The 22855-nt window shown below is 65.5% G+C and carries 19 protein-coding genes and 3 pseudogenes; 2 read left to right on the top strand and 20 right to left on the bottom strand.

The window, feature by feature from the left end; all coding sequences use genetic code 11:
* Positions 1 to 64: 64 nt before the first annotated feature.
* The 13 genes and pseudogenes from CKW46_RS04410 to fadD5 form a co-directional block, all read right to left on the bottom strand.
* A complete protein-coding gene (locus CKW46_RS04410; RefSeq protein WP_096371996.1) occupies positions 65 to 859 on the bottom strand; it encodes a mammalian cell entry protein in 795 nt (264 codons plus the stop codon).
* On the bottom strand, positions 826 to 1383 hold the full coding sequence (locus CKW46_RS04405; RefSeq protein ID WP_011739286.1) for an Rv1363c family protein: 558 nt from the start codon (positions 1381 to 1383) through the stop codon (positions 826 to 828). The genes CKW46_RS04410 and CKW46_RS04405 overlap by 34 nt, the downstream gene beginning before the upstream one ends.
* Positions 1380 to 2368 (bottom strand): annotated as a pseudogene (locus tag CKW46_RS04400) (RDD family protein). The gene CKW46_RS04405 and the pseudogene CKW46_RS04400 overlap by 4 nt, the downstream one beginning before the upstream one ends.
* A complete protein-coding gene (locus CKW46_RS04395; RefSeq protein WP_482052871.1) occupies positions 2365 to 3168 on the bottom strand; it encodes an Rv1363c family protein in 804 nt (267 codons plus the stop codon). The pseudogene CKW46_RS04400 and the gene CKW46_RS04395 overlap by 4 nt, the downstream one beginning before the upstream one ends.
* A pseudogene (locus CKW46_RS04390) lies at positions 3138 to 4690 on the bottom strand (MCE family protein). The gene CKW46_RS04395 and the pseudogene CKW46_RS04390 overlap by 31 nt, the downstream one beginning before the upstream one ends.
* Positions 4684 to 5835, bottom strand: a complete 1152-nt coding sequence (locus CKW46_RS04385; RefSeq protein ID WP_482053359.1) for a virulence factor Mce family protein — start codon at positions 5833 to 5835, stop codon at positions 4684 to 4686. The pseudogene CKW46_RS04390 and the gene CKW46_RS04385 overlap by 7 nt, the downstream one beginning before the upstream one ends.
* A 71-nt stretch (positions 5836 to 5906) precedes the next feature.
* Positions 5907 to 7514: a virulence factor Mce family protein gene (locus tag CKW46_RS04380; RefSeq protein WP_015354182.1), complete on the bottom strand. Its 1608-nt coding sequence runs from the start codon at positions 7512 to 7514 to the stop codon at positions 5907 to 5909.
* On the bottom strand, positions 7511 to 9064 hold the full coding sequence (locus tag CKW46_RS04375) for a virulence factor Mce family protein (RefSeq protein WP_482052869.1): 1554 nt from the start codon (positions 9062 to 9064) through the stop codon (positions 7511 to 7513). The genes CKW46_RS04380 and CKW46_RS04375 overlap by 4 nt, the downstream gene beginning before the upstream one ends.
* Positions 9061 to 10101: a virulence factor Mce family protein gene (locus tag CKW46_RS04370; protein ID WP_117436140.1), complete on the bottom strand. Its 1041-nt coding sequence runs from the start codon at positions 10099 to 10101 to the stop codon at positions 9061 to 9063. The genes CKW46_RS04375 and CKW46_RS04370 overlap by 4 nt, the downstream gene beginning before the upstream one ends.
* Positions 10098 to 11402, bottom strand: coding sequence for an MCE family protein (locus tag CKW46_RS04365; protein WP_012392391.1), 1305 nt, complete (start codon positions 11400 to 11402; stop codon positions 10098 to 10100). The genes CKW46_RS04370 and CKW46_RS04365 overlap by 4 nt, the downstream gene beginning before the upstream one ends.
* A 4-nt stretch (positions 11403 to 11406) precedes the next feature.
* Positions 11407 to 12276, bottom strand: coding sequence for an MlaE family ABC transporter permease (locus tag CKW46_RS04360; protein WP_012392390.1), 870 nt, complete (start codon positions 12274 to 12276; stop codon positions 11407 to 11409).
* 1 nt (position 12277) lies between these two features.
* Positions 12278 to 13054 carry an MlaE family ABC transporter permease gene (locus tag CKW46_RS04355; RefSeq protein ID WP_015354177.1) on the bottom strand — a complete coding sequence of 259 codons (777 nt, stop codon included), beginning with the start codon at positions 13052 to 13054 and terminating at the stop codon, positions 12278 to 12280.
* Positions 13055 to 13296: 242 nt separating this feature from the next.
* The gene (gene fadD5 / locus CKW46_RS04350; RefSeq protein WP_117436138.1) at positions 13297 to 14946 is read right to left on the bottom strand and encodes a fatty-acid--CoA ligase FadD5; all 1650 of its coding nucleotides are present in this window, start codon (positions 14944 to 14946) and stop codon (positions 13297 to 13299) included.
* A 159-nt stretch (positions 14947 to 15105) separates the two neighbouring features.
* On the opposite strand from fadD5, the gene CKW46_RS04345 reads away from it, so the two are divergent.
* Complete coding sequence (locus CKW46_RS04345) at positions 15106 to 15798, top strand: GntR family transcriptional regulator (RefSeq protein WP_117436137.1); 693 nt, start codon at positions 15106 to 15108, stop codon at positions 15796 to 15798.
* Between the two features lie 24 nt (positions 15799 to 15822).
* Here the strand turns inward: CKW46_RS04345 and CKW46_RS04340 are convergent, their stop codons facing one another.
* Both CKW46_RS04340 and CKW46_RS04335 read right to left on the bottom strand, forming a co-directional pair.
* Positions 15823 to 16263, bottom strand: a complete 441-nt coding sequence (locus CKW46_RS04340; RefSeq protein ID WP_015354174.1) for an SRPBCC family protein — start codon at positions 16261 to 16263, stop codon at positions 15823 to 15825.
* Positions 16264 to 16335: 72 nt separating this feature from the next.
* Positions 16336 to 16809: an acyl-CoA thioesterase gene (locus tag CKW46_RS04335; protein WP_085981819.1), complete on the bottom strand. Its 474-nt coding sequence runs from the start codon at positions 16807 to 16809 to the stop codon at positions 16336 to 16338.
* 38 nt (positions 16810 to 16847) lie between these two features.
* On the opposite strand from CKW46_RS04335, the gene CKW46_RS04330 reads away from it, so the two are divergent.
* The gene (locus CKW46_RS04330; RefSeq protein WP_482052868.1) at positions 16848 to 17954 is read left to right on the top strand and encodes an alcohol dehydrogenase catalytic domain-containing protein; all 1107 of its coding nucleotides are present in this window, start codon (positions 16848 to 16850) and stop codon (positions 17952 to 17954) included.
* A 4-nt stretch (positions 17955 to 17958) separates the two neighbouring features.
* Here CKW46_RS04330 and CKW46_RS04325 read toward each other — a convergent pair whose 3' ends face one another.
* The 5 genes and pseudogenes from CKW46_RS04325 to CKW46_RS04305 all read right to left on the bottom strand — a co-directional run bounded on the left by CKW46_RS04325 (position 17959) and on the right by CKW46_RS04305 (position 22855).
* Positions 17959 to 18900 (bottom strand): alpha/beta hydrolase, encoded by a 942-nt coding sequence (locus CKW46_RS04325; RefSeq protein WP_015354171.1) that lies wholly within the window; start codon positions 18898 to 18900, stop codon positions 17959 to 17961.
* On the bottom strand, positions 18897 to 20402 hold the full coding sequence (locus tag CKW46_RS04320) for a flavin-containing monooxygenase (RefSeq protein ID WP_482053358.1): 1506 nt from the start codon (positions 20400 to 20402) through the stop codon (positions 18897 to 18899). The genes CKW46_RS04325 and CKW46_RS04320 overlap by 4 nt, the downstream gene beginning before the upstream one ends.
* Positions 20399 to 21133 (bottom strand): SDR family NAD(P)-dependent oxidoreductase, encoded by a 735-nt coding sequence (locus tag CKW46_RS04315; protein WP_020785094.1) that lies wholly within the window; start codon positions 21131 to 21133, stop codon positions 20399 to 20401. The genes CKW46_RS04320 and CKW46_RS04315 overlap by 4 nt, the downstream gene beginning before the upstream one ends.
* Positions 21130 to 21891 (bottom strand): HpcH/HpaI aldolase family protein, encoded by a 762-nt coding sequence (locus CKW46_RS04310; protein ID WP_015354168.1) that lies wholly within the window; start codon positions 21889 to 21891, stop codon positions 21130 to 21132. Before CKW46_RS04310 ends, CKW46_RS04315 begins: the two co-directional genes overlap by 4 nt.
* Positions 21888 to 22855: pseudogene (locus tag CKW46_RS04305) on the bottom strand (zinc-binding dehydrogenase). The gene CKW46_RS04310 and the pseudogene CKW46_RS04305 overlap by 4 nt, the downstream one beginning before the upstream one ends.

Raw genomic sequence — 22855 nt, 5'->3', positions numbered from 1 at the left:
GCCGCTCCAGCACCTGGCCGTCACGTTCACGTTCACCGTCGGCCGTCGGTCCGCCGCGGGTGGACTAGACGCGCGGTGTCAGGTCCAGTGAGGTGATGGTCGTCATCCGGGTCACGAACCACCGGGACCGGTCCCGCTTCATGATCAGCCGATAGGACAGGTACTTCATCGACGGGATGTTCTTGGTGAGCGGGCTGGTCGTCGTGGTGTTGGTGTAGACAATCGCGATGGCGTTCGGGCCATCCAGCGATTCCACCGCTACCCCGGTGACCTCGGTGTTGTTGGTGATCTTGGCCTGCTTGTTGGGCGCCACGATGGTGTCGACGAACTTGCGGTACTGGGCTCCGAAGTCGCCACTGAGATAGGTCGCGGCGCGATCGGGCAGGCCGTCCATGTTCTCGGGGTTGTAGGTCCACAACGTGGTGATCGCGTTCGCGGCGGTGCGGGCCACGTTGAGCTTGATCGCCACCACCGCCCGATCGGCCAGGTAGGGCTGCACGGCGGCACCCGCGAATGCCGCGGAACCCACAAAGAGCAGCGCAGTGATCGCCGCGCCCACCGCCGCTAGCCGGCGGCCGGTCAGTCTCTTGGGGCGGGCCGCGGCCTTGCCCTTCGCGCCATCCGCTTCCGCATCCGTATCCGGGTCGGTGGAGTCGGCGCTGGCTTCGCCCGTGTCCTCCACGGAATCGGTCGTGGCCTCGTCGTCAGCGGCCCCCTCGGCGGGCTCGGCCCCGGCGGCCGGCGTCTGGACGGCCTCGTCCGGTTGAGCTTCGTCGTCGGATGCCGCGGCAGCAGCCTCGGTCTCGCCGTCGGAGACGGCGTCGGTCAGATCACCTGCAGCAGGTTGCTGATCTTCCACTGATTCCCTTCCCACTTTGCCGTGGCAGCCCAGCGATTCGTGTTCTCAAAGACCTGTTTGCCATCCGGTGACTTGGAGGTCACCTCGGTAGCCACCAGCACGTTGGCGCTGCCATCGTCATTCCACCGCTCCACGCCGGCATCCAGAACGGTGCCGGTGGCCGGCTCGGCACGGGCGATCTGTATCAGGATCTCGTTCGCCTTTTCGCGGTACTGCTTGGCGAAATCGCCGGTCGCGTGCGCCAGTATGCCCTCGATGTACTCGTTGGCGTGATACGGATCGACGGAGGTGAACTCGCTCATGAACGACTTCACCGAGTTGACCACCTCATGGTCTTTCCTGGCGGCGTGGTAGCGCGTGACGTGCGAGGCGAACATCAGACTGCACACGGTGATCGCCGCCGCCATCAGCACGGCGGCGGCGGTGGCCGCCAGTGGCAGCCCCCACTGTCGTTTCGGCACCTCCGGATAGGACGCGACCAGTAACGAGGCCTCGCCGGGAACAAACTTGCGCCGCGGACTCATTTCCCATTCCCAGGGGGTTTGGGCTTGGTCAGGACGGTGAGATCGTCCACCCGCCACTGGTTGGCCCCGTCTTTGGCGAAGCTCACCCGCACGGTTGCGCTGATGTAGCGGATCTCGGGTGGGCTGCCTCGACGGCCCTGCATGAACATCAACATGGTGGCGTGATCGGGCGTCGCCGCCTGTATCGAGCTGTCGGTCACCCAATACTCGTTGAGGACGGGGTGTCCCTTGGCCACGGTCTCCTGCTGAACGGCCAACTGCTCGCGGTACTTGTCGGTGGTCAGCGACCGGGCGCGGGCGAAGTCCTCTTGCAGCGTGCTCGGGTCGTAGGTCAGCATCTGTGCGACGATCTTCGGCCCCTGCGTCGCGATCTCCGCGCGGGTTTGATCGGTCGCCTGGTCTCTGGTGTAGACCAGACCGTAGCTCAGCGCGGAGCCGCCGACGCACAGCGCCGCGGCGGTGAGCAACGCCGCCACCGTCCACTGCCTGACGTGGGCCGGGCGCTGCTCGGGATCGCGGTAGCGAACCTCGGTGCGTACCAGCAGGTCGGCGAACGTGCGCCGCCGAGAGTCCCACAACGGCCACAGCCACCCGATCAACAGCGGAAGGGTATCCAGCAGGTGAGCCAGGTCTCTGACCAGCAGCAGCCACGGTCCGAGGGCATCATCGCCGTCGTGGCTGTCGCGGCGCACCACCGTGATTCCGCACAGGGCCCGTCCCAAGCTCCAGCCGAGGATCGGCGGCAGCAGCAGCCGGTTGGCCGCCATGACCAAAACGACCAGCGCCAGAAGGGAGACGTACACCCACCACCAGACGCTGTCCGGCGGCACAGTCTCGGCGACCAGCCCCAACGTGGCCACCACGGCGGCACCGGACAGCACGTCGACGGCGAAGGCTCCCAGCCGCAGATGCCAGGGGCAAGAACCTTCTGGGGTAACTCTGCGACGACGTCCGTGGTCTCGACCTTGTCGACCACCACCGTCACTTCGCCACCTGATCAAGCTTGGAGATCTTGTACTGCCCTTCGGTGGGCGTCATCCGCACCCGCAGCCGGTAGCCGGTCTCCTGATTCTGGTCCTGATCGTTGGACATCTTGACGCGCAGCGCGACCAGCACGTCCACCGAGCCGTCCGGGTTGTTACGCTCAACGGCTGCACGCATGTCGGTCAGTTGCACGTGCACGTTGGCGGCCTGGTAGGCCTGCACCAGCATGCTGCTGTAGAGCACGGCCTGAGAGCGGTACTGATCGGTGCCGCAATCGATGATCTTCTGTTCACTGGCGGCCATGGCGCTGGTGTCGGGGGCCTGGGTAGCCGCGACACAATCCTTCGCCGCTTCCAGGGCCGCCGCATCGTTGCGCGCAATCACCTGGCTCTCCTGGTGCGAACGCAGCGCCAGGTAGCCGCCCGCGCCGATGCCACCGGCGGCCAACAGCAGGACCGCGCTGATGCCCACCAGCCAGCCCCGCCCCAGCCGCGAAGGTCTGCGCTCGACACCGGGCTCGACAGCCTGGCCATCGCCGGACTGCTCGGTGTCCTCGGCTTGCTCTTGGGCAGCGTCGTGCGAACCGGCCGAGGCCTCGGGTTCGGCCGCGGCCTCGGGTTCCAGTTGTTCAGTCGAATCCGGTGCGGCCTCGGATTCTGCTGAATCCTCGGTCGTCACGTCGTGACTGATCTGTACGGCTTCGGCCTCAGATTCCGACGAATCCTCAGCTGTCGCCTCGGTACGCAACGAATCATCCGCGTCGGTGGGGTTCAGCCGGCTGGCGCCAGCATCTCCTTCCATCCGTCGTCTCCTGTTTTGGTCGAGTTTTCGACGGAGTATTTGACTCCGTCGGGCCCTACCAGTTCACCGCTCTGGGGACTGTAGACAGCCGTCGGGGGCCCGGAGTGTAGACACACGGGTTGGGCTGCTGGCCGTTGCACTGCACCGTACCCGATCCCGGTCGCTGCAGCGGATCGCTGATCGGAGGTGGCGTTCCGCCCGGAGGCAGCTTGTCCGCCGGTGCCGGGTTCATCCCGTTGTTCACCGATGGCGCCTGCGCCACCAGGCCGGGCTTAACCGGCTGGTCGCAGCGCGCGCCGGGCGCCGGGCAGGTCAGCAGCTGGTTGGGGTCGCCGTACCACGGGTTGGTACCCGCCGGGACGTACGGCTTGGGGTCACGGCACTCACGCGGGGTCGCTGCCCGCTTGCCGGGGACGTCCACACACGGGATGTTGCGGGAGCCGCGCACACTGTTGGCCGGCGTGTCCATCGGAATCTTGCAGTAGGTGCCCTTAGGCAGCGGCTGCAGGCTGGTGTCGGCGAAGGAACGCCACTGCTCGGCCGGGATGAAGCCGGTCAGACAGGGTGGTGGCTGGTTGATCGCCAGCGCCATGTCCAGGGCGGCCATGTTCGGGAAGGGCGCGGCCACCGTCTGGGCGATCGAGGCACCCTGCGGCAGGAATACCAGCACCTGCTCCAGGCCCTTGTGGTAACGCTTGAGCAGGTCAAACACCACTTCCAGGTTCGCCAACGTCTGCGGCAGCGAGTCGCGCACGTCGCTGAAGACCGAGTTGAGCTGGTCGGCGGTGGGCGCGGCTTGAGTAAGAATGCTCTTCACGTTCTGGTCCCGCTCGGCCGTCTGGGTGGCCAGGACGTTGAGGTTGTGTGCCCAGCGCGAGATCGCATCGCCCGAGTTGACCTGACTGTCCAGGATCGGGCCCGAGTTCTGGATGATGTCGTTGGCGTCGTTGATCTGGGTGTGGAAGTCCCCGACGATCGCCTGCGTGGCGTCGACCAGCCGCTGCAGGGCGGGCCCCAAGCCGCCGACCGCTTGCGCGGTCTCATCGAGCAGCACCGGGATCTTGTCTGCCGGCAGCACCTCGAGCCCGCGGTTCGCGGTGTCCAGCGCAGGACCGATTTCGCTGGGTACCGTTCCCTTGGTGATGGTCTGCCCGGGCGAGAGGAACTTCGCGGGGGCGCCGGTGGACACCAGGTCCAGGTACTGCTCGCCGACCGCCGACACCGAATGCACGTTGGCGGAAGCGTCGACCGGGATCTTGTAGCGGCTGTCGATGCTCATCGTGGCTTCGACACCGGTTGCCGTGGGTTCGACGCCGGTCACCTTGCCGATCGTGATGCCGCGATAGGTGACGTTGGCCGTGGGATACAAACCACCCGAGGCCGGCAACTCGGCCTTGAGCGGGTAGCGCCCCACCCCCAGCAACGCCGGGATCTGCAAGTAGTAGACGCCCAGGACCAGCAGCGACAGGACGGTCAGCGTCCCGAACATGATCAGCTGGCGCTTGATGAATGGAGTCAGCACTGCCTGTCACCCCTTTCCACCAGCGGACCGCCGGGTGCGTCGTTCGGGTTCGGGGTGTACCGGACGTCGGGAATCATCGTCTCCGGGTCACGGCCGAACGACTGCTCCAGGGCGCGCAGCGCGCCGGAGAAGCCGGTACCGGTGAGCACCGCGTTGTCCATGGCGCTGAACGTGACGTCCAGGGTGGCCGAGACGTTCTGATAGTCACCGCGGAAGATCTTCGGCACGGCGTCGATGTCGAACGGCTGGGTGAGGATCAGCTTCAGGGCCCCGATCAGGTACTGCGAGCCGCGACCGAGTTCCTTGAGCGGACACTGCAACGACTGCAGATCGGTGTGCAGGTTGCCCCGTGCCTCCGACAGGTAGCGGCCGGTGACGCCGCTGAGCTGTCCCACCGAGTTCACGGCGTTGATCAGCAGATCGCGGGTGTCAGCGAAATGCTTGATCAGCGGCGGCAGATCGGTCAGCGCGCGATCCACCACGTCGGCCCGGCCACCCACGTAGGCCATCAGTCGGTTGGTGGAGTCGATGGCGTGAGTGATATCATCGCGTTGTTCGTTGAGCTGCCGCGTGAAGGTGTCAAGCCTGGTGAGGAAGCCCCGGATCTGATCGCCGCGCCCGTGGAAGATGTCGTAGACCTCGTTTTGCAGCACTTCCAGGTTGGGGATGCCGCCGCCGCGCAGGATCAGCGAGATGCTGGCCAGCGTTTGCTCGGTATTGGGGTACGCCGAGGAATTCTTCAGCGGGATGGTGTCGCCGTTCTTGAGTAGCTGCGACGACGGGTTGAGCGGTGCGGCCAGCTCAACGTGCTGGGAACCCAGCAAACTGGTCTGGCCGATCTTGGCGAGCGCGTTCTTGGGCAGCTTGACGCCCTGGTCGATGCCCAACGTCAGGGTCGCCACCCAGTTCTTGAGCTGGATGTTGCGAATCGACCCGACGGGCACGTCGGCAACCATCACCTTGCTGTTGCCGTTGATCGCCAGGGTGTCGGGCACCTGCACATAAACGGTGTAAGACCCCTTGCCGGTCCCCGGCGCACCCGGGATCGCGACATTGGAGATGCCACGCCAGCCACAGGAGCTCAGGACCAGCGCCACCATCAGCAGTGCCAGGCCCTGCCAGGCCCGGCGCGATACCGCGCGCATCGCGCCTACACCGCGTCTGGCGGCCGATTGCTTCGACTTACCGATCGCACCCATCACGCTCACGCCGCGCCTCACTGTCCTGCCCCTGCCTCAGCGGGCAAAGGTGCTCCAACTGGTGCCGGTGCCGGTCCGGGCGCCGGTGTCGGGGCGACGGGACCTGGGATCACTTCCGGACCCGGCGGCGGTGGCTGTATTGGTACCGGAGCCTGCAAGCCGATCGGCGGCAGCACCGGGTACTCGTCGTAGGCGTTGGGCGGTCCGGGCGGTGTCTGCAGGGTCGACTGAACGGGCTCGATGTCGGGCCCATCCATCAGCTCGGAAAGCGACTCGGGAGTCATCAGGCCCGCCGTGATCGGCCCGACCTGCTGGCCCTGCATTCCGGGAGCGACGATCCAGCCGGGTTGGGTGTTGCGGTGCGACAGCGGAGTGTCCGGCACCCAGATGCCCGGAACGGTCGTGTCCTTGTATCCGTTCGGCGGCTGCAGCCGGGGCTCGGAGTAGGCGACCTGCTTGGGCAGCACCTCGGCGGTGTTGAACGCGTTCAACCCGAACGGGAAGTAGTTGAACTTGATCGCATCCAGCACGGGCGCCAGATACTGCGCACACAGCTCGGCGGACTCCTGGTAGCCGAGCCGGCTGCCGGCCTGAATCGAGCTGCAGACGAACTGCATCGGGTTCGCGAAGGACGTGATTTCCGGTACGGCGACAACCGAACCGTGCGCCGGGTGGTAGATCTGGTTCACGTTCGACGCGGCCGTGGGAAGCACGTGCAACGCCGTCTCCAGACCGTTCAACGGGTCAGGTTGCAGGAGAGTGTTGGTCGCTTCGGCCAGGTTGTTGACGTCGTAGGTCAGCACTTCGCGGTTCTTGTCCAGGAACGGCCGCACCGTCGACAGCAGGCTGTCGAACTGCTGCAGCGCATTGGACAGGTCGCGGTCGTAGCCCACCAGCCGGCCGGTGACGTCGGCGAGGTTCTGGTTCAGCGCCACGAACTGTTTGTCGTCCTGGTGCAGCGCGTTGACGAACAGCGCCAGGCTGCGCACCACCGCGAAGAAGTCGCCACGGCCTTCGTTCAGCGCGGTCAATGCCCGCGACAGGCTGTCCAGCGTGGTGTTGATCTGCTTGCCTTTGCCCTCCAAGCCGTTCGCGAAGGATTCGAGAACCTCGCCAAACGGCCCGGTCGGCTGATCCTTGGTGGGGCCCAGCTTGTCGATGATGTTGGTGATGCTGTTGCGCAGCTCATCCCACTCAACGGGCACCTGGGTGCGTTCCAGCGGGATCACCGCGTTGTCGGCCAGCACCGGGCCACCCTTGTAGGGCGGCTCCAACTGGATGGTGCGCGATGCGACCAGGGTCGGGTTGAGGATCACCGCGGAGGCGTTGCCCGGCACCTTGTACTTGTTCTGGTAGTGGAAGGTGACCTTCATCTTGTCGCCGGCCGGCTCGATGTTGTCGATCTTGCCTACCTGCAGGCCCATGATCTGGACCTTGTCCCCCGGGTAGAGGGCATTCGCACTCGGGAAGTAGGCGACCACGGTGTTGTTGGTCAGCTTCTGATACAGCTTCAAGCCGACGAACGCGGCAACCAGGCCGAGCACCAACACCAGGGACCCGATGATGACGGTCGCCCGGGAAACCTTGGGTAGCCGGATGTTGCGGATGTCAAAGATGGTGCTCAATTCTGGCTACCTCCCGTCGCACCACTACCTCCCGTGCCACCTGGGGTGATGTACGGGTCGGGCAGCTGCGGCCCGGGCCCAGGCGGTGCGGGCGGACCCGGCGGCAGCCCGGGAGCGAACGTTGACGGGGGTGGCGTCGGCCCGGCCGGTCCGACCGGCTCGGTGCGGGCACCTGGCGGCAACGGCACCGGGGTACCGGGAGCATCCTGCGCGGGTTCGCCCGGCCGCCCGGCGATCGGAATACCCGGCGTCGGCGGCAGGCCGTTCGGATTCGGCGGTGACGACTCGACACCGTCCAACGGAGCCGGGAAGCCGAACCCACCGAACGGACCTTCCAGCACGCCCGCGCAGGGCAGCGGGTTGTCCGGCCGGGGCAGCGCGTCGGCGGCCGGCGTGTACGAGCAGGGCGATCCGGGTGGCACCGCGGGAAGCGGGTGGTCCGGGGTACCTTCGAGCACCCGAGGTCCCGGGGGCGGAGCGCCGTTGGGGAACCGAGTGCCGTTGGGGTCGGGGAACCGGTACTCCGGCAGCCCAGCACTGCGCCAGAAGTCCTCTGGGGACAGGCCACGCTTCTTGAACGCTGCATCGATGAACGGCTGCAGGATCTGGCCCGGGACCAGGTTGTGAATGACGACCTTGAAGAACGGGCCCGACGCGATGGACTCGTTCAGCGATGGCAGGAATGCGCCGACCATCTCGAGGCCCTTGGCGAGATCTTCTTTGCGTTCGATCAGGACGTCGCTGACCGTGCGCAGTTGTTCAAGCACGTGATTGAGGTTGGGGTTGTCGTTGATCAGCCCCTGAACCTGCGCTGAAAACGATGCGATGTTCCCCAGCAGCGCGTCGATCGCGCGGCCACGTTCGTTGAAGGCGACCAGCAGAGTCTTCGCGTTCACCAGCAGCCGGTCGACCTGCGCGCTGCGGTCCCCGAGGACGCTAGCCACTTGGTTGGCCTGGGCGAGCAGGTGCTTGAGCTCGTCGTCGCGCTTACCCAGCGTGTCGGAGAACTTGGCGACACCGTCGAGCGCGGAACTCAGGTGCGGATAGGTCTGATCGATCGTCTCCGACAACACGTGCAGCGACTTCTTGACCGTGTCGATGTCCCAGCCGGTGGCGGCCCGGGTGACGTCGAAGAATGCGTCGTAGATCTGGTACGGCGTGGTGCTCTGGCCCAGCGGCAGCGTGCCACCCGGCCGCAGCGGCTGGTTGCCGCGCGCCTCGATCTCGACGACCTTCTTACCCAGAATCGTGTCGGTACGGATCGACAGCCGGCTATCGGTGCCGATGGTGTTGGTGCCGATCGAGAACTTCATGACGATGTGGTCACCGTCGATCCGCAGGCCCTCGACCTTGCCGACGTCCAGCCCGGCGATGCGTACCTTGTCGCCGTTGTTGATTCCGCCGGAGTCGGTGAACTGCCCGTAGTAGCTCGGCCTGGCGAAAATCATCGGCACGCTGGTGAAGCTCTGACCCACGCCGACGACCACGAGCATCACGACGATGCCCATGAGCCCGATGCGAAGCCGGTTGGGGGGTTCTAGTGTCCTCATTGCGGTGCGCACCTACCCGTCGGTTGCGAGAAAAGTCGAACCGTTCGGACGGGCCCACCAGGCTGCAGCCCGTTGATCTTGAGGCTGATGTCGCAGGAGTAGAAGTTCACGAAGTCTCCATAGGACCCGATCGCGCGCCCAATCATGTTCAATGCCGTCGGCAACTTGTGCAGGAAGTCGGCGAGCTCTTGGCGCTGGTCGATCAGCGGCTGCTGAACGGCGTCCAGGTAGTTGACCGTCTTGTGTAGCAGCGCACGGTCCTCACCCAATAGGTCGGCCACGGTTCCGGCCGCGTTGCTGACATGCGCGATGCCACCGGAAAGATCGTCGCGGTGCTCGTTGAGCCCGGTGATCAGCACCTCGAGGTTGTTGACCGTCTGATCGAAGTCCTTGCGATGCCGCACGGTCGCGGCCAGGACGGTGTTGAGGTTCTTGATCACCTCACCGATCGCCTGGTCGCGCTCGGCAAGCTGCGAAGTCAGCTGAGCGGTTTGGTCGAGAATGTCGTTGATGGTGCCGCCTTGCCCCTGAAATACGGTGACCAGGGCCGAGGCGATGGTGTTGACCTTGTCGGGGTCCAGCGCCCGGAACACCGGCTTGAAACCACCGATCAGGGCGTCAAGGTCCAGCGCCGGCGAGGTCCGCGACAACGGGATGAAGCCACCCGGCGGCATGATCCGATCCGAGCCGTCGCCCTCGCCGCGTTTGAGCTCGAGGTAGCGATTGCCGATCAGGTCGAGGTAGCGGATCTGCGCGCTCGTCGACTGGTACAGCGGCACCGATCGGTCGACGTCGAAATTCACCCGCACCCGTTTGCCGCCGTCGATCAGCGATACCGACTTCACCTTGCCGATCTCGACCCCGGAGGCGCGAACAAACTGGCCCGGCCGCAGACCACTGGCATTGCTGAACTCGGCCGAGTACGCATACGTACGGTCAAAGCGGATCTGACCGAACACGATGATGATCATCACGCTGAAGAGCATCAGCACCAACGAGAAGATGCCGAGTCTGATTGCAGTACCGGTGATTTTCATGGGTTGATCGTGTAATCCCCTACTTGACGGCCCCAGACATATTCCAGTACGAAGGGCGAACCGGTCTCCAAGTGGTTGTAGGGCGCAAGACTGTTGCCGGTGTCCATGACCAGCTCCGGCGCGGGCCAGAAGTCATGGGTGATGCTCTGCCAGCAGCCCGGCGCACCCCCAGGCCCGCCGTGTGCATTCACCCGTGGCAGGTTCTCGGGATAGATGTAGGGGTTGGGCGCCCCGCCGACCAGACCGGCAGCCAGGCCACCGACCTGCGAGATCAGCAGGGGCACAAGTGAGGCGGGGTTGAGCATCATTCCCAACGCGGAGAGCGGCGTCGTGTGGCTGTTCAGCGAGTAGCCGTTGCCGCCCAGGAACTTGTAGGCCTGCGGCTCGACGTCGTGGTAGTTGCGCAGGGTGCAGAACAACTCCGGGCTGTAGGTATCCAGCAGCTGGGCGCTTGGCACCAGGTCGGCGGCGCCGCGCGCCAGATAGGGTCCACCCCGCTCGAAGACGTCCGCGCCGGTGTTGCCGAATCCGACCGCCGCCAACAACGCCGCGTCCAAGTCGTGCTGCTGAGCATTGATGGTGCGTGCGGTCGGCACGGAGTTGTTGAGAAAGTCGAACAAATCCGGTGCGGCGTCGGCGTACACGTCACCCAGGGCCGCCAACTGTTGGATGTCGCGCCGAGCCTGAGGCATCTGCGGATTGATGTCGTCGAGGATCTCGTTGCCGTTGGCGATCGCCTCGCCGAACCGGTTACCCAGTCCGGTGAGGGCTTCCGCGGCGGCGCTCAGCGTCAGGTTCAGCTTGACCGGGTCCACCTTTTCGGAGATCGAGGTCAGGGTCTCGAACAAGGTGTTGATTTCGGTGGTCACCGCCGAGGCGTTGATGACGCTGTGGGCCGAAAGCTTCTTGTTCGACGGATGTTCTGGCGTTGTCAGTGACACGTACTTGCCACCGAACACCGTGGTCGCCTTGATCTGCGCGTCCACGTTTTCCGGTATCAGCGGCAGGTATCGCGGATAGACGTTCAAGACGAATTTTGCTGCCGGCTTGCCGTCCCTGGTGATCTCCGAGATGGTGTCGACTCGCCCGATCTGGACCCCGTTGTAGGTGACCTTCGAGCCCGGATCCATCACCAGGCCCGCGCGCTCGGAGAACATGGTCAGCTTGACCTTGCGATCGAAGTCGCCACGGAACTGGAGGTAGACCAAGGACAAGATAAGCAGGCCGACCAAGAACAGGGCGATGCCCGCGATCTTGTACGGCGGTTCGTTGACCTTGTTGAGCTTGCCCGGTTTTGTCATGGCGCTACACCGTCAGTGCGAAGTTGGGGTTGACGCCGTAGAGCGCCAACGCGGCACACAAAACAACAACATTGACCGAGACCAGTGAGAAACGCATCGAGCGCCCCACCGCCTCGCCCACACCCACCGGTCCACCGCCGGCGTTGTAGCCGTAGTAGCAGTGCGTGACCATGACGATCGCCGCGATGATGATGGCCTCCAAGAATGACCAGAAGACGTCGTCGGGACGCAGGAACGTCCGGAAGTAGTGCTCGTAGGTGCCCGACGACTGTCCGTAGAGCACCGTCGTGACCATCTGCGGGGAGAAGAACGACATGATCATCGCCAACGCATACAGCGGGATGATTACCACCAGGCCGGCCATGATGCGAGTGGACGCCAGGTAGGAAATGGACTTGATGCCCATCACCTCCAGGGCATCGATCTCCTCGCTGATCCGCATGGCTCCCAGCTCGGCCGTCGCGCCGGCGCCGACGGTGGCCGCCAGCGCGACCCCGGTCACCACGGGACCGGCGATACGCACGTTGACCAGTGCGGAGAAGAACCCTGTGAACGCCTCCACACCAATGTTTCCCAGGGACGCAAAACCCTGGATGGCGATCAGCGAGCTACCGGAGAGCGTCACGAAGCCGACGATCGCGGCGGTACCGCCGACGACGGCCATCGCGCCGGTACCCATGCCGATCTGGGCGATCAGCCGCAGAATCTCTTTGCGGTAGTAACGCAGCGCGTGACCCGACTGTCCGAGGCTGGTCAGAATGAACCACGCCAGGCGCCCCGATTCATCGAGTCCCCGGGTGACCGAGCCGGCGTAGCGATTGAAGTTCGCAATCGCCCTCGGGAAGCGGGCCCGCAGTACTGCGGCTGTCGACATGTCAGTGCCCCGTCCCGAATCGCACGCCGATCGTGGTCAAGATGACGTTGACCGCGTAGAGCGCGACCACGCACAACACAACTGTCTCGTTGACGGCGGTACCCAGACCCTTGGAACCGCCGCGCACCGTCAGCCCGCGGTAGCACCCGACCAGCCCGGCGATCAGGCCGAACGTCGCCGCCTTGACCATCGCGATCGTCACCTCGGGCATGCCGGTGATGGTGGTCAGCGTGGCCAGGTAGGCGCCGCCGTTGATGTTCTGCAGGTAGACACCGAACAGGTAACCGCCGACCAGGCCGACGGTGATCACCAGGGCGTTGAGCAGGGTGGCGACGAAGGTCGCGGCGATGACGCGCGGCACCACCAGTCGGTGGATGGGGTCGATGCCCAGCACTTCCATCGCGTCGATCTCTTCACGGATGGTGCGAGCTCCCAGATCGGCGCAGATGGCCGTCGAGCCGGCACCGGCCACCACCAGCACGGTGGTCAGCGGGCCGAGCTGGGTGACCGCACCGATCGCGGCACCGGCGCCGGAGATGTCGGCCGCACCGAACTGGGCGAGCAAGACGTTCAACGTGAAGATGAGCAGCACCGTCAGCGGGATGGAGACCATGATGGTCGGCAGCAGCGCCACCCGCATGACGAACCAGCACTGCAGAATGAGTTCCCGCCACTGGAACGGCCTACGGAATAGCGCCTTTCCGGTCAGCACACACATCCGGAAGAACCCGCCGACCATCGTCAGCGGTGTCTCTAGCTGGTCGCGAAGGTAGCCCATCAGGTGCGGGCCAGAAGACGTCGTCACCGTTGCCCCTTCCCGATAGGAGCACGCGGATCGCGGCTACACGGCCGATCTCGTCGCACGCCTCCTCCTTGCCCCGTCCCTAGGTGTGTGACCGACGGCTCACTACCGGCAGGCAGTAACCGAGACCACAGGAATGTACCTGATGCCTGTCTACGTGTGAACCGCATCCACACAATTAACACATCGTCTGCAGCCAGCGAACATTTTCGACCTTCTTAGCTTCCCTCTCTGAATTCAAATGACCTTGACACAGAACGGCTTTCGGAGTAGACGCCTACTCCGTAGCGCAAACGCAATTCAGTTTTTAGCACCTTCCCGGAAGGGTTTCGCGGTAGTGCGTCTATAATCTCGAGCGCCTTCGGGTGCTTGTAACGCGCAAGCCGCTCGGTCAGGTACTCACCTAAGTCTTCGATGCGAAGGTGGTCTTTCGTTACAGCCGCGACCGCTATCGGTACCTCGCCCCACTTTTCGTCGGCTCGGCCGATCACCGCGACCTCGACAATGCTGGGGTGGCTGGCAAGCACGTTCTCCACTTCGGCGCAGTAAACGTTCTCTCCGCCGGAGATGATCATGTCCTTCTTGCGGTCCACCACCCAGACGTAGCCGTCCTCGTCCATCCGGACCAGATCCCCGGAATGAAACCAACCGCCGGCGAACGCTTCTGCGGTCGCTTCCGGGTTGTTCCAGTATCCGCTCATCAGTGTTGGTGCCCGGTAAACGATTTCGCCGACCTGACCGATGGGCACGTCGTTCATCTCGTCGTCGACGACGCGAGCGGAGACGGTCGGGATCACTTTGCCGACCGAACCTCGCTTTCGGATCGCATCTTCGCCGAGCAGCATGCAGGTGACCGGAGACATCTCGGTCTGACCGAACGCCGCCATGATCTGCGTTCCCGGGAAAACCTCTGACATCTGACGCAGCAACGCATCCGGTGCCGGTGCGGCCCCCCACGACATCACCCGCAAGCTCAGTTCACGTGGCCGGGCTTGTTGTTCCGCGCAGACGGCCTGCCACTGGGCGGGCACCAGAAAGATGCCGCTGACCCGTTCGGCCTCCAGCATGTCGAGCAGCTGGCCGGGGTTGAACGCGCCCAGTGGATAGATCACGGTGGGGACGCCGAGCAGCATTCCGCTGAGCATGTTGCCGATCCCGGCGATGTGGAAAAACGGGACGCCGATGAAACCCACGTCGCTGTTGATATTGGCGCCGCCGGTGTAGAGCGCCGTCATCACCTGGCCGGTGAGGTTCGTGTGTGTCAGCACCGCGCCCTTGGGCCGGCCGGTGGTGCCGGAGGTGTACATGATCAGCGCCGGCGAGTCATTGGGGATGTCGACCGGTTCGGGTGGGTCACCGGTCTCACTGATGAGCTCGTCGTAGCCCACCACGGTGGGATCGGATGCGCCGCCGGCTACCACGATCGTGCTCAGTGCGGGAGCGATCTCGCGGACGCCCACGGCGACCTGGGCCAGCACTTCTTCGGTGATGACCAGACGCGGTGCGCAGTCCTCCACCAGGAACGCAATTTCGGACGGCGTGAGCCGGAAATTCAGCGGAACCGCGATGGCACCCAGCATGTTGGCGGCCAGAACAGACTCGACGAACTCGGTGCGGTTGAGCATCAGGATCATCACCCGGTCCCCGAAGCCGACCCCTCGGCGGCTTAGGGAACCGGCCAGCGCGGCAACCCGATATCGCAGGTCAGCCCACGTCACGGTGTGACCGAGGTACCTGATCGCGGTGGCCCGCGGCTGCATCATGGCATGCCGCTCGAGTTGGTTGACCCAGTTCTGCCGGCGAGCCAAATAAGGCTGCTCCAGGGCGTGAGCGGCCTGCGGCAGGTGGCTGGCCAGTTCCGCGGTCAACTATGCAGTCCCTTCACTTGCGCACCGCTTGCGTCAGACTGATATTTGATAAAACATGGTGTTGCCTGGGTCACATTAATGTGCCCGGCGGCCCCAAACAAGACCCGAGACAAGACCACGTAAAGCCCCGCCACGCTCCGGAAAGACCTGGCAGGCCGTATGAACATACCGCTGTCCGCGCGTCGCAAAAGCCGGCGGCCACTACGCCGCGCGCAGTTGTCCGACGAAGTCGCCGGCCATCTGAGAGCGGCCATCATGGCCGGAACGTTGCGACCGGGAACGTTCATCCGCCTCGATGAGACCGCGGCCCAACTCGGGGTGAGCATCACCCCGGGTCGCGAAGCCCTACTGAAGCTGCGCGGTGAGGGCATGGTGCAGCTGGAGCCGCACCGTGGTCATGTGGTGTTGCCGCTGACCCGCCAGGACATCGACGACATCTTCTGGCTGCAGGCCACCATCGCCCGCGAACTTGCGGTCACCGCCACCGAACGAATCAGTGAAGTCGACATCGGGGAACTCGAGCACATCAACGATGCGCTCACCGCGGCGGTCGGGGCCGGCGATACCGAGGCGATCGCCGCGCTGGAATTCGCGTTCCACCGCGTCCTCAACCAATCCAGCGGGCGGATCAAGTTGGCCTGGTTTCTGCTCAATGCCGCGCGCTACATGCCCGCGCAGCTCTACGCCAGCGACCCGCAATGGGGTGCCGCAGCGGTGGACAATCATCGGCAATTGATCGCGGCATTGCGGCGCCGCGATACCGCGGCGGTGATCGAGCACAGTGTCTGGCAATTCACCGATGCCGCGCACCGGCTGACGCAAATGCTGGAGACCAACGGAATCTTCAACTGACCCCGTGGAATTCCGCCGAATTTTCTAGCCGGCAGTCAATTGTTCGGCACGCAATTTGAGATTTGCGGCGAGTTGCTCGAGCACATTGTTGAGTAGCAGCTTCACCATCGGCGGCGGCACCGGCATGCTGGGCTCGACGTCAATGTCCACCGTCAGCAAACTGGCGGCACCGGCTTCCACCACGCTGAACAACTGCTCCTGCTTGAGGAACAAATCGCCCTGCTGCATGACGGTTTGAATCTGATTCTCGCCCGGGTAGTACACGGCGTGGATGTAGACGCCCTCGAAGCCTTGAACCGAGGCGTCAAGCCGCACCTGGCTGGGACGGCCGTCGTCGTAGCGAGCCAGCACCCAAGCCCCTTTGACCCCTTCGTTCCATTCGGGGTACCGCTCGATATCTGCGACGATCCCCATGATCGATCCGGCGTCGGCGCTGACTTCGACGGTCTTGCTCAAAACTGGCATTGGCGAAGCATACCTGGGCACTCGGCAGGCGCCGGGCGTGCAGCCAAGCCGGTGATTAGGGTGTGCCGGTACCTAATTCACGCACGCGGTGGCCAGCAATGTGCGGATGGTCTCGGGGATCGGAACGGGTTTGCGGCTGACGCGGTCAACGTAGACGTGCACCCAGTGCCCCAGCGCGGCGATCGGCCCCGGCCCAGCCGGTCCCTCCCCTGCCCCGGGACTGGAGTTGAACACTGCAAGGCGGTAGGTGACGCTGCTGCGGCCCAGCCGCGTCACCGCCAGCCCCACCACGAGCTCTTGCGGGAAATGCAGTTCGGAGAAGTATCGACAGCCCGACTCCGCGACGATGCCCAGCGCTGCGGTGGTGAGCGGGTCAAGGCCGGTGCGGGTGTTGATCCAGGCGTTGATGGCCGTGTCGAACAGCTGGTAGTAGGCGGCGTTGTTGAGGTGGCCGAACATGTCGTTGTCGGCCCAGCGGGTGAGCACCGGCCAGAGCACCGGAAAATCACCGCTGGACAGCTCGTCCGGGGACGGCCCCGCGGGCACCGATGGAACTGGGACTTCAGCCATGGTTGTATTCCAACATGATTCACATCCGGGGTGCGGTCCTGGAGCGAATCGGTTCGCCCCGGCCGTACGCCCAATCTCGTCCCATCAGCGTCGTCGATCTCGATCTCGATCCTCCGGGCGACGACGAGGTGCTGGTCCGCATCGAGGCCGCGGGCGTGTGCCACTCCGACCTGTCGGTGGTCGACGGCAATCGGGTCCGGCCGGTGCCGATGCTGCTGGGCCATGAGGCGGCCGGAATCGTCGAGCGGGTCGGCGACCGGGTCGACGATCTGGCCGTCGGCCAGCGGGTGGTGCTGGTGTTCCTGCCGCGCTGCGGCCACTGCCCGTCCTGCGCCACCGAGGGCATCACCCCCTGCGCACCGGGCAGCGCGACCAACGCCGCCGGAACCTTGCTCGGTGGCGGCATCCGGATCAGCCGTTCTGGGCAACCCATCTACCACCACCTCGGCGTCTCGGGTTTCGCGACACATGCCGTGGTGAATCGGGCCAGCGCGGTTGCGGTGCCCGACGAGGTGCCCCCGCAGGTGGCCGCACTACTGGGATGCGCGGTGTTGACCGGCGGAGGCGCGGTGCTCAATGTCGGCAAGCCGGTAGCCGGGCAGTCGGTCGCCGTCGTCGGGCTCGGGGGGGTCGGGATGGCCGCGGTGCTCACCGCCTTGACTCAGGACGACGTCGCGGTATTCGGCGTGGACCAATTGCCCCAAAAACTCTCGGCCGCAGAAGCCCTCGGGGCCAGCGCCACCTATACCCCACAGCAGGCCGCTGCCGCAGGCGTGAAAGCCGACGTGGTGATCGAGGCGGCCGGGCACCCGGCGGCGCTGGAGACCGCGATCGGGCTGACCGCACCCGGCGGCCGCACCATCACCGTCGGCCTGCCCCCGCCGGATGCGCGGATCAGCGTCGCACCGTTGGGCTTCGTCGCCGAGGGGCGCTCACTCATCGGTAGCTACCTGGGCTCGGCGGTCCCCAGCCGCGACATCCCGCGGTTCGTGTCGTTGTGGCAATCCGGACGCCTGCCGGTGGAATCGCTGGTGTCCGCGACGATTCGGCTGGACGACCTCAATGAGGCGATGGACCACCTGGCCGACGGCACCGCCGTGCGTCAAATCATCGTGTTCTGACCCACTAATCCGGGTAGAACGCGTCCGCCAGGGCATGACCCTGCATCGCGAACAGCCGCTGCGAGGTCGTCCATTCCGGTAGTAGCGAATCGAACCCGTGGCAGGCGCGCGGGAAGATGTGCAGTTCGGTGGATACCCCGGCTCCCAGCAGCCGCTGCGCGTAATCGAGCACTTCGTCGCGAAACGGATCGATCTCGCCGCAGGTGATCAACGTCGCTGGCAGGCCTGCCAGTTGACCGCGCCGGCCCGGGACCGACTCCGGTGAAGGTGTCTGCCCGGCCAGGTAATGACGCCACATGAGACTCGCCGCCTCACCATCGAAGGCCGGGGTGGCGCGGAACTCCGACCGGGATGCGGTGGGGCGATCGTCGAGCACCGGCTGGTGCAGCAGCTGGAAGATGACCGGTGGCAGCGACCCGTCGGCGGCGCCGTGCGCCAGGCCGGCGGCCAGGGTGGCGCCGGCGCTGCTACCGGCCACCGCCAGCCGCCGCGCGTCGAATCCCAACCGTGTCGCGTTGCCAACCACCCACGTCAGCACCTCGATCGCGTCGCGCAATGCCGCCGGGTAGGGGTGTTCGGGCGCCAGCCGGTAGTCGACCGAAACCACCGCACAGCGGGCACGACGAGCCAGCTCCAGGCACTGCCGGTGGTCGGTGTCGAGATTTCCTAAGGCGAAGCCACCCGCGTGGCAGTAAACGACTACCGGCGCCGGCGTCGGGGCAGCCCGGTAGATGCGGACCGGCACCGGCCTGCCGGCCTCCCCGGTGGCAACATCGTCGGCCACCGCTACCCCGGCGGCGGCCGTCTCGGTCGCGGCCGCCTCCCGGCGGCGCTGGTTCATCGACTCGCGGATCGTCAGGATCGACTCCGCGGTGAAGTCGATTCGCGCCGTCGCGACGGCGCGCAGCAAGGGGTCCAGCCGATCGACGGCCTCGGGTTGGGTCACCGCTGCCCCGCGTTGCGGTCGCCACCGTCCGCGGTGAACACGGCAGCGGGCTGGAAGCTGAAGTCTGCGGGCTTGAAGCGGCGCGTCATCCCCCAAAAGCTACGCGCGCTGCGCGGCCATTGCGTGACCACACGCCCGTTGGGCGCACGAAAGTAGTTGCTGCACTCGGTGGTCCAGACCGTCCCTGTCATCCACCGGTCGACCTTGGCTATGAATTCGGCCAGCACCCCCGGACGCACCGCGATGTAGGTCTTGGATTTGCGCCGCAGATGGGCCAGCGCCGCCACAATGTAGCGGGCCTGGGCTTCGAGCATGAAGATCACGCTGTTGGAGCCGACATTCGTATTGGGTCCGTAGAGCATGAAGAAGTTGGGAAAGCCGGGTACGGCCATCCCCAGATAAGCGTGCGCCCCGTCCCGCCAGACTTCATGCAGCCCAGCACCGTCCTCTCCGAGGACTTCCAGCTGACCCAGATAGTCGGCCGCGGCATAGCCGGTGGCGCACACCACGACGTCGACGTCGTATTCGGCGCCGTCCGCGGTGACCAACGATCGTTGCCTCAGGTAGCGGGCCGGGCTGGTCACCAGCTCAACATTCGGGCGGGTCAGGGCGGTCAGAAACTCCGATGAGAACACCAGGCGCTTGCAGCCCATCGGATGGTCCGGGGTGAGTTGGCGACGCAATTGCGGGTCGCTGACCGTGTTTTCGAGCATCCGCAACGCCAGCTCCGTGAACTCTTTGGTCTTCGGGCTGCCGTGCTCGATCACGGAGATATTCGACTCGCTGCGCAGCCACAGCCGGGTCCGGTATAGCCGCGCGGCAAACGGAACGTGGGCGAAGACCCAGCGTTCCCAGCGGGAGTAGGGCCGATCCGGCTTGGGCAATATCCAGGTCGGTGACCGTTGTATCGAGTACACCCGATCCGCGACCTTGGCCAACTCCGGCACCAGCTGCGCCGCGGTCGAACCGGTACCCAGCACCGCGATTCGGGCGCCCGCGAGCGGCACCGAGTGATCCCACCGCGACGAGTGCATCACGGTTCCGGTGAAGCGCTGCTGCTCAACGAGATCCGGATAGGCCGGCCGGCTGAAGATGCCGACGGCCGATACCACGACACTGAATTGGTGCTGTTCACTGTCCGCGGTGCTCAGGGTCCACTGCCGGGTCTGGCTTTCCCAACGTGCGGATCGTATTTCGGTGCCCAGCCGCAGATGGGGTCGCAGCCCGTACCGATCGGCGCAGCGCTGAAAGTATGCCAATATCTCGGGCTGTCCGGACCACAGCCGTGACCAGCCCGGATTGAGGTCGAACGAGTACAAGTACAGGTGCGACTTCACGTCGCAGGCCAGTCCCGGATAGGTGTTGATCCGCCAGGTGCCGCCCATGTCGGATTCTCGGTCGAAGATGGTGAAGTTCTCAAAGCCACGGTTTTTCAGCAGAATTCCCAGCGCCAGCCCGCCGGGGCCCGCGCCGATGATGCCGACCGATAGCGGGCTGGTCATGGCACCTGCAGGCACTGTCCGCCGTCGACCACGAGTTCGGATCCCGTGATGAATGATGAGTTCTCGGAGACCAAGAACGCCACCGCATCGGCGACTTCGGCGGGCCGGCCCAGCCGGCCGAACATCGAAACCGCCGCCAGCCGAGCCTGAGTCGGCTCATCGAGCATGGACGTCGCGATCGGCCCCGGGAACACCGCGTTGACCCGGATACCGGCGGGCGCCAATTCGGCCGCAGCCGTTTGGGTCAGGCCCCTTAGTGCCCACTTGGCCGCACCATAGGCGCAGTGGTGTGGGAATGGCCGGATCGCCCCGGTGCTGCAGATGTTGACAATCACCGGGCCTTCGGCCGCGCTCAGCGCGCCAAGCGCCGCCCGCATGCCAAGGAAGGCACCCAGACAGTTGACCCGCCAAGCACTTTCGAAGCCGGCGGCCGTCTCATCGACCAGCGCCGCACGGTGCAGCACGCCGGCATTGTTGATCAGTGCGGTCAACGCCCCGAACCGGGTGACGGCGCGCTCGACGGCCTCCTGCCATTGCGCTTCATCGGTCACATCCAGGGCCAGGGAAATCACGGCATCGTCGCCCGACTCGGCGACCAGCGCATCGAGTCGGTCGGCGCGTAGATCGCATGCCGCCACCGAGTGGCCTTCGGCGCGCAGTCGTTGGATAATCGCCCACCCCTGCCCGCCGGCGGCTCCGGTTACCAGCGCGACGCGCCCGCCGCCGGTCATCGGGTGCCCGCCGTCGCCTCGTTCAAGTATTCCGCGGCTCCCCGGCGCAGCGCTTGGGACTCGGCCGCCAGGGTGATCATCTCGAATCCCAGCTGCGCCATCGCTTTACCCGCCTTTGCGGCGCCGGCGTGGATGCCGGTGTGTAGGCTCGCCGCCGAAGCCGCGCGGTGGATTCCGACGACGGCCTCCCGGACCGCTGCGTGATCGAGGGCACCGACGACGCCGGTTCCCAGCGAAATCGCCAGATCCGCGGGTCCGACATAGATTCCGGCCAGACCGTCAACCGCGCAGATGTCATCGATGGTCGAGAGCGCCGCGGCGGTCTCGACCATCGCATAGACGCCCGCCCGGGATTGCAGCTCGGCGGGATCGGTGCCCAGGCTTGCCCGCAGCGGGCCGTAGCTGCGCACCCCGGCCGGCGGATAGCGGGTGGCGGCCACCGCCGCGGCGGCCTGTTCGGCCGACTCGATCATCGCGATGATGACGGCATCGGCGCCGGCGTCGAGCACCCGCCCTATCGGTGCCGGATCCGCATTCGGCAACCGCACCACGGTGGCGATGGGCACACCTTCGAGTCGCCGGAGCAGGCCGGCAACGTCGGCGTCGTCAAGGTAACCGTGCTGGGTGTCGAAACCGACGTAATCGTAGCCGGCCCTGGCAAATTCCTCCGGCCCCAGCCACGTTGGACCGGTGATCCAGCCGCCCCAGAGCGGCGTGCCCCGGCCGAGCCGCTGTTGGAGGTTGCTGACGACCTTCATGCGGTGATCGCGATCTTCACCCGTTCGGGCACCGGCCGGCACGCCAGTTCGAACGCCGCCTGCACGTCTTCGACGTCGAAATTGTGCGTGAGATAGCCGCTGAGCAGTTCGGGGTGCTCGGCGGCGAACTTCCCGGCGAGTTCGAGCATGCGCCGGCGATCCTGGGTGACACCGGATTTCAGGGTCAGGTTGTTGCGCAGCATGGTGCGCATGCTGATCGGGTAGGCGTCGTCGTCGGCGACGCCGAAATAGAACACGGTGCCCCCGGCGCCGCGGCGTCGATGGCGTGCCCCAGGGTAGCGACCTGATGTCCGACGGCTTCGATGACGATGTCGGCACGATCGCCGGCGCCCAGCTGGCTCACCCAGCGATCGCTGGTGGCCCGGACGGCGTCGTCGACTCCGAATGTTGCCGAAAGGTTCTCCCGGTCGATCGGATCGACCCCGGTTACCCGGCGGGCCCCCGCCACTTTCGCGGCATGGGAGAAGAGCAGCCCGATCGACCCCTGTCCGATGACGGCGACGTGCCGACCCGCCAGATCCGGTAGTTGCGCGCAGGCGTACAGCACACAGGCCAGCGGCTGCAGGCCGACCGCTTGAGTGGGAGTAAGCCCCGGGTCATAGGGCGCCAAGCCGTCCCCATCGGCGATCACCCGCTGCATCAGGCCGTCGAATCCCGATGCCCAGCCCACCACGCGGTCGCCCTGGTGGTGGGCGCGATGCCTGCTGGCGATGACTTCACCGGCCACTTCGTGAATCGGGAAGCCGTCCTTGGCCGCCGCGCTGTGGCCGTCATCTCCGGGCAGGTGTCCCCTGGCACCGCGAAAGGCGGGCAGGTCGCTGCCACACACCCCGGCGGCCTGAAACCGCAGCAGCACTTGCCCTTCCGCCAAGCACTCGGGTGTATTGTCGGCGATCGAGGTGCGCTCGAACAGGTAGGGGGCAATGATTCGATAGGACCACAC

The organism is Mycobacterium liflandii (assembly GCF_022354805.1).
Taxonomy (GTDB): domain Bacteria; phylum Actinomycetota; class Actinomycetes; order Mycobacteriales; family Mycobacteriaceae; genus Mycobacterium; species Mycobacterium marinum.
The sequence above is the reverse complement of the archived record's forward strand: the minus strand, read 5'-3'. Positions and strand labels throughout refer to the sequence as shown.